This window comes from Variovorax sp. efr-133-TYG-130, assembly GCF_030208835.1.
Lineage (GTDB): Bacteria > Pseudomonadota > Gammaproteobacteria > Burkholderiales > Burkholderiaceae_C > Variovorax.
The window spans coordinates 19,820-31,769 of the sequence record NZ_JARVTD010000058.1 but is presented as its reverse complement, the minus strand read 5'-3'; the positions used below and the strand labels follow the sequence as shown (position 1 = coordinate 31,769).

Annotated in this window: 7 protein-coding genes; all 7 read right to left on the bottom strand. The window is 70.3% G+C overall.

The features are described 5' to 3' along the window. Window positions 1-190 precede the first annotated feature (190 nt). The 7 genes from QRN67_RS33040 to QRN67_RS33010 all read right to left on the bottom strand — a co-directional run bounded on the left by QRN67_RS33040 (window position 191) and on the right by QRN67_RS33010 (window position 11,924). Window positions 191-1,345, bottom strand: a complete 1,155-nt coding sequence (locus QRN67_RS33040) for a hypothetical protein (protein WP_285415290.1) — start codon at window positions 1,343-1,345, stop codon at window positions 191-193. Between the two features lie 27 nt (window positions 1,346-1,372). Continuing rightward, the gene (locus tag QRN67_RS33035) at window positions 1,373-2,122 is read right to left on the bottom strand and encodes a hypothetical protein (RefSeq protein WP_285415288.1); all 750 of its coding nucleotides are present in this window, start codon (window positions 2,120-2,122) and stop codon (window positions 1,373-1,375) included. Window positions 2,123-2,158: 36 nt separating this feature from the next. After that, a complete protein-coding gene (gene mltA, locus QRN67_RS33030) occupies window positions 2,159-3,751 on the bottom strand; it encodes a murein transglycosylase A (RefSeq protein ID WP_285415286.1) in 1,593 nt (530 codons plus the stop codon). A gap of 60 nt (window positions 3,752-3,811) precedes the next feature. Continuing rightward, complete coding sequence (locus tag QRN67_RS33025) at window positions 3,812-5,722, bottom strand: serine/threonine-protein kinase (protein WP_285415284.1); 1,911 nt, start codon at window positions 5,720-5,722, stop codon at window positions 3,812-3,814. Between the two features lie 615 nt (window positions 5,723-6,337). Next, window positions 6,338-6,979, bottom strand: a complete 642-nt coding sequence (gene tagF, locus QRN67_RS33020) for a type VI secretion system-associated protein TagF (RefSeq protein ID WP_285415282.1) — start codon at window positions 6,977-6,979, stop codon at window positions 6,338-6,340. Further along, a complete protein-coding gene (gene tssM, locus QRN67_RS33015) occupies window positions 6,976-10,578 on the bottom strand; it encodes a type VI secretion system membrane subunit TssM (RefSeq protein ID WP_285415280.1) in 3,603 nt (1,200 codons plus the stop codon). The genes tagF and tssM overlap by 4 nt, the downstream gene beginning before the upstream one ends. Then, window positions 10,575-11,924, bottom strand: coding sequence for a DotU family type VI secretion system protein (locus tag QRN67_RS33010; protein WP_106935916.1), 1,350 nt, complete (start codon window positions 11,922-11,924; stop codon window positions 10,575-10,577). Before QRN67_RS33010 ends, tssM begins: the two co-directional genes overlap by 4 nt. Window positions 11,925-11,950 lie beyond the last annotated feature (26 nt).

Here is an 11,950-nt window from a genome sequence, read left to right as displayed (position 1 = left end):
CCGCTTGCCCCCACCCCTGCCCTCCCCCGGAAGGGGAGGGAGAAAGCCGATTCGAGTTGCCTTGCTCCTTCCCCCTCTGGGGGAAGGCCGGGATGGGGGCGGGCAGAGCGCCCCCTGGATACGCCGCTTGCCCCCACCCCTGCCCTCCCCCGGAAGGGGAGGGAGAAAGACAAATGCGTGCGGCGCGGTGTCATTGCCGCTCCTGCGCCGGCCCGGCCGATTCGACCAGCGGCGACGCCGCCAGCACCGCCAACGCATCCACCGGCTCCGGCACGCGCAGCCGCCACGCGCCGTTGCCGCCCGGCCCGCCCACCACGTCGGCGGAGATCGACTGCAGCAGCCGGTCGGCCTCGTCCATGCGCACGCCCTCTTTCCAGCGCACCAGGAGGTCGGCGCGCGCTGGCGCGGGCGCGGTGGGCACCGCGCGAAAGCGCACGTCGTCTTCCTCCGCGGCGTCGCGCCCGCCGAGCAGGCCGACGTTCTGGATCACCACGCACAGCGCCAGCACCGCGAAGGCCGGGCGCACCCAGCCTTCGGCGCCGAACCAGCGGCGGATGCTGCCCCACCAGCCGCCTTCGGGCCGCTCGGGCCGCGCCTGTGGCCGCGCGCGCGATGCCTCCGCTTCTTCCGGCTGCACCAGCGCGCGGGCCAGCTGCAGCCCCGAGTTGCGGTACAGCGACTGGTAGTCGGCGCGCGGATCCTGCGGCCCGAGCGGCGTGCCCGACAGCACCGTGAACGCGCCGCCGCCCACGCTGCGCAGCGCGATGCGCCCCGGCTCCGGCGCGATGGGCGACGCCGCTTGCGCGGCCCACTCGTCGTGCACCGCGCGGATCGCCGCGAGCCGCGTGGCCGACACCTCGCCGAGCACGCGCGCGCACAGCCGCGGGCTGGGCTCCAGCGTGATTACGTTCCACGCCTGGATCACGCCGAACATCGGCTCGAAAGGCTCGTCCCCGGGCTCCAGCAGCACGTCGAACGCGCTGGCCCAGTCGGCCTCGCCCGCGGCCATCCAGCCCTGCCAGAGATCCCCGTGGATGCAGCGGTCGAGCAGCACGCCGAGCAGCCGCCCCTCATGCAGCACGCTCACGAGCCGGCCCGGCGCCCAGCGCGCCGGAAACGCGCGCTGCGCCACCGCCTCGCGGCGCCGTGCCAGTTCGGCCAGCGGCAGCAGCAGGCTGGACATGGCGGGCACGCGCGCGGGTTCGCCCCTCGCTCCGGGCGTCGCACCCGGCATGGCCACGACCGCGAGGCCGGGCTCCTCATCCGCGCCGTCCTCGGGCACGGCCGAGCCGGTTTCGAGCGCGTTGCGGATCACGCTGAGCGGGGGCCAGAGTTCGGTGGGCATGGCGTCTGTTCCTGAATGGCTATGTCTTCAGGCGTAAGACGCTTCAGCACCGAGGATTTTGAAAACTTGCAGGATCGCGTCCATGTTGCCGGGCTCGATGGCGATGCCCAGCGTCTGCTGCAGCCAGCCTCCGAGCCGGGTCTTCGCGTAGTCGGCGGTCATGCCCTCGCGCTTGTGCACCAGGCCCAGCCGGCCCGCGCGGTAGTGGTAAGACGCGATGGCATGGCGCGAGGCAATGCCCGACAGCCCGCCGTCGGCCTCCTTGCCGAAGCCCTCGCACAGCAGGATGCGCTCGGGCTCGGGCAGCTCGGCGATGAAGGCGCGCGCGGCCAGCTGCACCGCGTGCGCGCTCAAGCCGTGCTCCGCGAGGCAGCCTTCGAGGTCTTCGCACGCGCCCACTTCGTCTTCCAGCTGTGCCTCGGTGATCTGCTCGCCGATGGACAGCTTGCGGCGGAATGCGCTGGCGCGCGTGCAGTCGATCAGGTAGCGGCGGAAGTACGCGCACAGCGCGAACGCGGTCGAGGGCGCGCTGTGGCTCGCGCGCTCTTCCGAGTCGCCGGGGTCGGCATCGAGCCGCAGCACCTTGACGTAGATGAACTGCGCCACCAGCTCCTGCCGCCCCTCGCCCAGCACCTGCAGCTCGGGCGGGTTGCATGCCGAGAGCGCCTCGCCCACGATGCGGTACATGGCGCCCATGTCGTTCGCGGACAGCGTCTGCCTGCGCCGCCAGAGGCGGACGAGTTCAGAGCTTTCCGAAGACGACAGGGTTTCCTGCATGAGCTCAGCGAGAGAAAAACCGGGGGGCAGACATGACTAGTCGTCCACGCAGCTGCCTTCCGACGGCACCAGGCACTGCGGCAGGTTCGCGCCCACCGGCCCGCCGCGCGTGCGGATGGCCGACGAGGTGGCGGCCTGCGCCACCGCCAGGCCGCGCGGCAACAGGATCCACAGCTGCCCGCGCTCCTTCATGCGGCGCGCGTTGGTCGCGGCCTGCTGGCCGTTGCCGAAGAAGTAGTCGGCGCGCACCGCGCCGCGAATGGCGCCGCCGGTGTCCTGCGCGATGGTCAGGCGCTGCATCGGCGCGCCGCTGCCCGGCGTGCGCGTGGAGACGAACACCGGGTAGCCCAGCGGCGTGCTGCGCGGATCGACCGCGATGGAACGCCCCGCCGACAGCGGCACGCCGAACGCGCCCACCGGCCCGCCGACCGGCGAGGTGGCTTCCTTGAAGAACACATAGCTCGGGTCCTTGATGCCCGAGCCCGCGACCGCGCCGGCCGCGCGCCGCCCCGGCACCACCACCGCGCCGCTGGCCACCGGCCGCGCGAGCGTGAAGCCGCGCGTGCGGATGGTGCTGTTGTCGACCGCGCCCACATCGTCGTCGTCGCCGTCGTCCAGTTGCAGCTCGATGGACGAGCCGCGCACCTTCACCGGGCTGCGCGGCTTGCCGTTGGCGGCCTGCGCCAGCGTCGGGCGGAAGGGCTGGCCGTTCTGCTCTGCGTAGGCCACGCGGATCAGCTCGCCGCTGGGCAGCTTGATGCGGCCCGAACCCTGGATCTGCATCTCGTACAGCGCGCTGGCGCTGCTCACGAAGGCCAGCACCTTGGCGTTGGGCGCGCCCTTGGTCTCGATCTCCTCGCGCGTGTAGTACGGCAGCAGCTGCTTGCCCTCGATGCGCAGCCGCACCTTGCGGTCGATGGTGTCGCGCGAGACGGCCGACAGGTCGAGCGCATAGAGGCCGGGCGCGCCCATGTCGCGCGTGCTCAGGCCGGTCTGCACCACCACGTTGCGCCCGTCCACGCGCGCGGCCACCGTGCCGTTGCCCGGGGGCAGCTTGCGGGCATCTGCGAACAGCATGTCCTCGGGCTGGCCGTAGACCGGGTAGATGAAGGGCGCGCCGTACTGCCGGCTGCCCGCGATCTCGGGCTCGAAGTAGCCGGTGACCACGCCGTCGGGGCGGCGGTCGTCGTCGCGGATCTGGTAGGCCGAGAACTCGCCTTCGAAGAAGCCGCGGATGGCGTTGTTGTTCCTGCCGTCGACCTTGAGCGCGCGCGCGCACACCTCCTTCCATTCGGCGCCGCGCCCGGTCAGCACCTTGCAGCTGCCGAGGAAGGCGGGCCAGCTTTCGGAGAAGTCGTCGCGCGACCAGCCCGGCACCGCGTCGAAGCCGACCGATGTGTAGGTGGCGAGCTGGGTCGAGAAGGTGCGCGCCTGGCCGGCCACGCTGGCGCCAGTGGGCGGCGGCGGGCGCGTGGCAGCGGCGGTGTCGGGCGTTGCGGCCGCGGTGTCGGTCTGTGCCGGTGGCGGCGCGGCACAGCCGGCCAGCGAAGCGACGGCGGCAGCGGCGGCCCAGCGCAGGAGCGTGGCGGTGAAGCCGGGGGTCGGGCGTGGCGGCAGTGAGGGGTGCATGGAGGTCTCCTGGTCCGGAAAAGGGAGCCCTCGCGCAGAGGGCCGGCGCTCTGCAGACGATTACTTCTCGACGATTTTGAAATTCGCGACGCCATAGACGTCGTTGCACGGCGCGCTGCCGGGCGCGCACACCGGCTTGCCCAGCAACGGCGAAGGACCGGTGCCGCGCGTGGCTTCGAGCGCGGCCAGCACCGGCAACGGGAACACCGGGAACACGCCGTCGTTCTGCACGCCGGCGGCACTGAAATCGCGCTCGTGCTCGCTCACCAGCACCGCGAACTGGTCGGTGCCGGGCGGACCGCCCGCGTCCATCGGCCACGAGGCGCGCGGCAGCGCGAGCGAGCCGCCGGCGGTGATCTTGTTGTACTTGTCGAGCAGGTTCGGGAACAGCAGGAACATCTCGCCGCCGCTGGACAGCAGGAACACGTAGACGAAGCCCTCGCGCTTGCTGCGGACCTCGAACGCGAGCCGGTCCTTGCCGACGGTGACCTCGGGCTTCTTCGGCGCGGCGGTCACGTCGAAGCCCGGCGCCGCGCCGGCGGCGAGCGACTGCAGCGATTCGAGCGGCGTGCGCGGCGCCGGCGCGGGCGCGGGAGGTGGCGGCGGCGCAGGGGGCGGCGGTGCCTCGGCGACCTTGGTGTCGGGCGGCGGCGCGGGTGCCGGCGCGACGGCGGCCTGCTTGCTGTTCGTGCCGGCCTCCATGCCGCCACCCGTGCGGCCCTGCAGGAACCACCAGCCGCCACCGGCCACGGCCGCGAGGGCGAGGGCCGAGGCGATCGCCGTGATGGACTTCCGGCCGGCGGGCGCAGAGGGCGCAGGAGACGGCGTCTTCGCGTTGACCGGCTTGCCTGTGGCGTTCCCGCTGCCCACGATGACGGTCGCAGCGTCCGCGCCGGCAGCATTGCCGCCGGCTCCTTGAACACGCGGCGGCTGCGTGCGCGGCACGGGCGCGACGGTGTTGCCCGCATCGAGATCGAGCGCCGCGCGCAGCTCCGCCATCGACTGCGGCCGCTGCTCGGGCCGCACGCCCAGGCCCGCGTCGATGGCCTCCAGCAGCCGCAGGCTGTAGCGCTGGCGCAGGATGTCGTTGCCCGCGAGCGGCACGTAGCTGTCCGACAGCAGGCGCGCCACCGAAGGCGGCGGCGCGCGCCCGCACACCGCCACGTGCATCACCGCCGCGAGCGCGTACACGTCGGTCCACGCGCCCTGCGACATGTCGGGCATCTCCGCGTACTGCTCGATGGGCGCATAGCCGGGCTTGAGGATGACGGTGATCGCCTGCGTCTTGTCGGTGATCACGCGGCGCGCGGCGCCGAAGTCGAGCACCACCGGCCGGCCGGAGCCTTCGAGCAGGATGATGTTGTCGGGCGCGATGTCGCGGTGATAGCAGTTGGCGCTGTGCATCACTGCCAGCGCCTGCGTGACGCCGTCCATGATGCGGATCAGCCATGCCTCGTCCACGCCCGCGGGGATGGCTACCAGGGCCTCTCTCAGCGTGTCGCCCCTGTAGAAGGGCATGACCATGTAGGTGGTGCCTTTTTCTTGCCAGAAGCGGTAGACCTTCAGCAGCGATGGGTGGTCGAACTGGGCGAGCAGGCGGGCTTCGTTGATGAAGCTGCGCATGCCGAGGTCGAAGGTTTCCCTGTGTCTTTCGGACAGGGGGACGACGGTGCCGTCCTGCTGCCTCGTGGACAACGAGGTGGGGAGGTATTCCTTGATCGCCACTACGCGTTCGAGGGTGTGGTCCCAGGCTTCGTAGACCACGCCGAAGCCGCCCTGGCCTATGACTCGGGTGACTTCGAATTCGGCCAGGCGGCTGCCTACTGGCAGGAGGCCGGCGTCGGTGGTGCCCGTGGCGGGGCTGGTGACCGGCTGGGCTGCTGCTGCTGCTGTGATGACTGTGGCTGCCGAGTCTGCGGGGGTTGTTGACCTTGGGACTACTCGGGTGCGGTCGTCGTTGGAGTCGGTCATTGACTGGCTCCTTTTTGAACTTTGCTTTTGGTTTGCTTTCCGGGGCCGGGATATCCGCCCGGCGGCGGACTCACTTTCTTTTGCTTCGCCAAAAGAAAGTAAGCAAAGAAAAGGCGACCCCACTGTCTGCGACCCTCCGCTTCGCTACGGGCAACCTGCGGTGCTCGCGTTTCGCGGGGTCTCGCAGAACTCGCTTCGCTCAAACAGCTGCGAGCCCTGATCCGCGAAACGCTGCGCTCCTCGGCGCAGCCAGAGGGGTGGGAGCGGGAACCGACACTGGCCTTTGCTTCGCTCGGCCCTATATGGCGCAGCCGCTGCGCGGCTGCGCCGTTCGCGCCGAGCGCAGCGATGGCGCGTTCGGTTTCCAAATCCCTTCTGGCTGCGCCGAGGAGCGCAGACGCAGGCGGGATCAGGGCCGCAGCTGTTTGAGCGAAGCGAGTTCTGCGGACCCCCGCCGTAGTCGAGCACCGCAGGTTGCCCGTAGCGAAGCGAAGGGACGCAGACAGCAGGGTCGCCTTTCTTTTGCCTACGTTTCTTTGGCGAAGCAAAGAAAAGTAGGTCGCCCGCCGGGGCGAGACCCGGCCCCGGAACACAAGACGAAGAGCGGCCTTCATCTCACTCCTCCTGCGCAAAGCCAAGAAAAAGCCCATCGAACTTTTCATCAACAGGCAGCCCCTCGCAAACCATCCGAACCCCAGCTTCACCAGCAGGATCACCAAGCCAAAGAGAAGCCCTCTCCATCGGCAGCTCAAGCACCTCCACACGCACCTCGCGCCCAGCCTCGCCGGCAGCAAGAAAGAGCCGCTGCAGCACAGCATCGAACCGCAGCGCATCCAGATCCCCCTCAAGCCCTTCGAGCGCAGCCTGCGTAGCCCGAATCCACCACTGCAGCGCAGCAATCAACGCCTCGCCACGAAGCTCGGTCCCGCAAGACGCATCCAGTTCCACCGCCAGCGTGAAAGGAAAGTACCGCCCCACCCCGTCCACCGAAGGCATCAGCACCCCCATCCACGCACGCTCGCCGGCGACCCCGGGGCCCAGCGCAAAGCACCATATGGGCGCCTCCAGATACCGCTCCACCCAATCGGCATGCCGGTCTTTCAACCGCGCCAGCCCGCGCTGCAGCCACTGGTCCCACACGGAGCGGAACGCTTCGGGCAGCCGGCGATGCGCGAAGTCCCCCATCCCCGGCAACTTGCCGAACCAACCCGGCAACTCCGCCGAGGCAAAAATGGAAGAAGAAGAAGCTGCGCTCACAGCCCCTCCGGACAGGAAAACTCCCGCAGCTCGCGCAACCGGATCGGATGCTGCACGCTGTTGGTCGTCACCTCGAACCGCGTCTTGCGCGCGCCGATCTGGAAGGTGATGAAGAACTTCTCCGGCGCATCGCCCGCCTCGAGTTGCCCGTCGTCGAGCGCACGGAACAGCGCCCAGGGCCCATCCACGGCAGCGCCCGAGCTGCCCGTGGTCGAAGGCGGGCTCACCTGGATGCGCACCTGGTTGCTGCCCTTCGGCCCCGGCCACTGCACCGCCATCGGCACCACGGGGCCATGCGCGTACTTCACGAGCTGGCCGTCCACGTCGAGGATGAACTGGGTGATGCCCGCGTCCATCTCCACCGGCTTGAAGTCCAGCCGCATCGACGGGCCGCGGCCGCCGCCGCGGAAGAAGATGTCCTTGATGCGCGCAGCGCGTTCGAACTGCGCGAGCGCCTGCGTGGTGATGGCGCCGCGCTCGGCCACGGGCTTGTAGCGCCAGGGGCGGGTGCTGGTGTCGACCAGCGCGGCCAGGCGCTTCTGGAAGAAGTCGTCCATCAGGCCGCCGGGGCCGAACATCTGGCCGAAGTCTTCGGGCAGCACGTCGCGCTTGCTGTTGCCCACGAACGGATAGCGGCCCGCGATGGCACGCGCGCAGAACTCGGCCACGGGGCGCAGGTCCTGGCTCAGGTTGCCGCGCTCGGCCACCTGGGCCTGCGCGGCGCCGGACTGGCTCAGGTTCTCGACCATCGAGCGCACGGGCTCCGGCAGCCGGCCCGCGTCCGACTTGAGCTTGCCCGCCACGTCGCCGGGCGGCGGCGAGGTGCGGCCCTTCACGGCCGTGTCGACCGCGTTGAGGTACACGTACACCTCGTTGAAGAGCTTGAGCGCATCGTCGATGGGCGCCGGCTGGTTGGGGCCGCCGGCGGTGACGAGGCGGCGCAGCGGCTCGAAGCGGTCGTCCACGATGCTCTCGATGCGCTTGCCCGGCGCCACCTGGCGGCCGGGGTCGCTGCCGAACAGGTCTTCCAGGCCCTTGCGCGTGTTGCGCACGGTCTCGGTCGCCTTGCTGACCACGTCCTTGTTGGCGTCGGCCGCCGGGATCAGCGTGGTCTGCCTGACCACCGCGCGCAGGAAGTTCGCGAGCGGCGAATCGACGCCCGACAGAATGCGCGCGGTCTCGATGTTCTTCTCCAGGCCGGTGGCGCGGATCAGCCGCACGTCGGCCAGCAGTGCCTCCCACTGCTTCACGTATTCCTCCAGGTACAGGCGGCGCACGCGGTCGGTCAGCGCGCCGAGCGCGGCCACGTCGCGCAGGCGGTCGGCGGCGTTACGGTCCTGCCCCAGCACCCACGGGTCTTCGTTGGCGAGCAGGCCGGTGAGCACGGTCACCTCGTTCTGGAAGCGCTTGTGATAGCCGTCGTAGGTGAACATGCCCGGCACGCCGTCGGTCAGCGGCTTGCCGCTGATGCGCTCGAACACCAGCGGGCCCGAGGGACCGGTGGCGGCCGCCACGCTGAAGGCCGGGATGTCCTTGGTGGCGCGCTGGCGCTTCAGGCGGCTGAACACGCGCTGCTCCAGCGGGTAGCTCGCGAGCACCGCGCGCACGCTGCGCACCAGGTTCTCGTCCATCTTCAGCGGCGAGCGCGGCGGGCCTTGCGCGATGAGCACGTCGAGCTGGTCTTCGAGCGCCTTGCGCTGGTCTTCGGGAATGCCGCGGTCGAGGTTGCGCGACCAGTCGAGCGTGATCCAGGCCTTCAGTGCCTCGGGGTCGAAGTGCTCGGGCTGGTAGAGCATGAGGTAGCTCTTGAGCGCCTCGTAGGTGTACTCGAGGTTGTCTTTCTGCGCGGTGCGCAGCTGGTCTTCGATGCGCTTGGCGATCTGCGGCAGGAAGGCGTCGTTGAGCGCGCGCTGGTGCGTGAGCATGGCGGCGGCGTCGAGCTTGTCGCCCTGGTAGAGGCCCAGCGTCATCGACAGCGGCTCGTTGCCGTCGTGGTTGTCGGGCGTCTTCCAGATGTCGCGCAGGCCCTGCAGCACGGGCGCGACTTCCACCAGGTTCTGCACCCGCGCGGGCAGCGCCGCCAGGTTCTGCCGGGCGGGCTCGACGCGGGCCTCGACCGATTTCAGGTAGTTCATGTTCTGCAGCGTGCTGTAGCCCCAGGCCGCGAGCAGGCCGACGGTGACCAGCGTCATCGCCGTCACGCCGATCACGCGCAGCGTGTGGCGGCGGCGCTCCAGCTTCACGTCGGCACCGGCCAGGCGCTGCTCGGGGAACACCACCTCGCGCAGCAGCGAGGTGAGGAAGTAGCTGCGCCCGCTGCTCTTCTGCGGCGCGAGCATCGCGCGCTCGATGCCGAAGCTGCGCGCCAGGCTGCCCATCACGCGGTCGATCGGGCTGCCTTCCTGCGTCCCGCTGGTGAAGTACACGCCGCGCACCCACGGCGGCTGCGCGAAGCGCGAACCGGTGAACACCTGCTCCAGCAGGTCGGACAGCAGCGGGCCGACGGAGCCGAACTGGGCGGGGAAGCCGAAGATCGCCGCGCGGCGCGTGCCGTCGGTCTCGCGCTGCATGCGCGCGATGAGGCCGTCGTTCACGCGGTTGTGCAGCAGCGCGAATTCGCGGTTGAAAGCCGTGGAGAGCCCCTTCTCCTCGACCTGCAGGTTCTCGTCGGCCGGCAGCGTGAAGCCGAAGACCTGCGCGCGCTGTTCCTTGCCCAGGTCGTCGAAGTAGTCGGTGAAGCCGTAGAGCAGGTCGCTCTTGGTGACGAGCACGTACACAGGCAGCCGGGTGGTGAGCTTGCTGTCGAGCTCGAGCAGCCGCGCGCGGATCGACGCCGCGAGCTGGCTGCGCGCCTCCGGCCCCTGGCTCAGCAGGTCGGCCACGCTCACGGTCAGGAACACGCCGTTCAGCGGCCGGCGCGGGCGCGCCTTCTTCAGCAGGCCCAGGAAGCCTTCCCATGCGCTCTTGTCTTCGGACTGGTGGCTGTCCTGCGTGGTGTAGCGCCCGGCGGTGTCGATGAGCACCGCTTCGTCGGTGAACCACCAGTCGCAGTTGCGCGTGCCGCCCACGCCGCGAATGGCGCCGGGGCCGAACTTCTCGGCCAGCGGAAAGCTCAGGCCGGAGTTGACCAGCGCGGTGGTCTTGCCGGCACCGGGCGCGCCGATGAACACGTACCAAGGCAGGTCGTAAAGGTAGCTGCCGCCCGAGATGGAGAGCCAGTCGCGCCAGCCGGGTTTCTTGCCGGCCGCATGCAGGCGCATCTGCTTGAGCGTGGCGACGGCCTCGCTGAATCGCGTGTCGAGGATCTTCTGCTCGCCGTTGACCGGGGCATCGGCCCTGGCGGCGGGCGCCTTCATGAGGCCGTCGGTCAGGTGGCGGCTCGCGCGGCGGGCGCGCCAGCGGCGGTACAGCGCGCGCAGCACCACGACGAGCACGATGACGCCGATGACGACGGCGCGCGTCATCTCGCCTTCGAGCGGCGCGAGCGAACCGATCTTCACCAGCGGGCCGATCCACCAGATCAGCAGCGCGACGACGATGAGCGCAAGCAGCGTCAGCAGCAGCGGGCTGAACAGGAAGCCGAATATTTTCTTGATCATTTCGTCGCTCCTGGAACGGGAGCAGCCGATGTGGCGGCGGCGAGCCGGTCGGGTTCGGTCAGCAGCACGATGTCGACGCGGCGGTTGCGCGCACGGTTGGCGGGCGTGTCGTTGGCGGCCACGGGCTCGGCATCGGCCTTGCCGTCGGAGCGCATGCGCGCGGGCTCGACCAGCGTGCTCAGCGCGCCCTTCACCGCGTCGGCACGCGCGGCCGACAGGTGCCAGTTGGACGGATAGCGCAGCGAGCGGATCGGCTGGTTGTCGGAGTGGCCGGTGATCAGCACCTCGCCCTTGACCTCGGCCAGCGCCTGCCCGATGCGGCGCAGCACCGGCAGCGACTGCGCCATCGGCTCGGCGCTGCCGGAGCCGAAGAAGGAATCGCCGCGCAGGCGCACCACGCTGCGGTCGGCTTCGTCGGTCACGGTGACCAGGCCCTGCTTGATCTCCGGCTCCAGGAAGCGCGCGAGACGCGGGGTCTTCGCCGGCAAGGCCGGCGGCGCGATCTGGATGTTGGGCGCGCGCAGGCTCGAGACTGCCGCATAGGTGGTGTCGGAGCGGTAGTTGAGCGTGAGCCGCAGCGCGAACCACGCGAGCGCCAGCAGCAGCGCGAAGCCGGCCGCGAACACCCACAGCGGCAGCGACTCGCGCAGCCGCACCGTGCCCGCGCCCTGCCCGCGCCAGTGCGGAGAAAGCTCCGGCTCCACGGCGGGGCGGTCCTTGGCGATCAGGTCGGCCAGGCGCTGGCGCACCGAGTCGAGCTGCGCGCGGCCGTTGTCGACCACGCGGTAGCGGCCCTCGAAGCCGAGCGCGAGCACGCTGTAGATCAGCTCCAGCAACTGGCGGTGCGTGGGCACGTCCTGCGCGAGCTTGGCCAGCAGCTGGAACACCTTCTCGCCGCCCCAGGTCTCGTTGTGGAACTGCACCAGCAGGCTCTGCTTGTTCCAGCCGGCCTGCACGCCCCAGGGCGTGTTGGCCACCGCTTCGTCCAGCGCGGTGCACAGCACGTAGCGCGCGGCGAGCACCGATTCGTTGCTCACGCCGGCGCGGCGCGCATTGGCGTCGAACTGGTTCACCGCGTCGGCGGTGGAGGCGCGCAGGGCCGGCACGTTGGGCGGCTGCGCGAGGTTGCGCAATTTGCCGATCAGCACCAGCAGCTTGCCGGCGGCCGACACCAGCGGGTTGAGCAACCCCAGTTCGCCGACCTCGGCCGCGGGCGTCGGATCGGCGCCGCCGAAGAACGGCGCCGGTGCAGGCGCAGGCGGCGCACCGCCCGGCGTGCGCGGCTTGGGCTTGATGACCGTGCGTTCGGATTCGAAAGCGGCAAAAGGATCGGGAGGTGTGCTCATGATGGCTCCACGCTGACGGTGCCAAT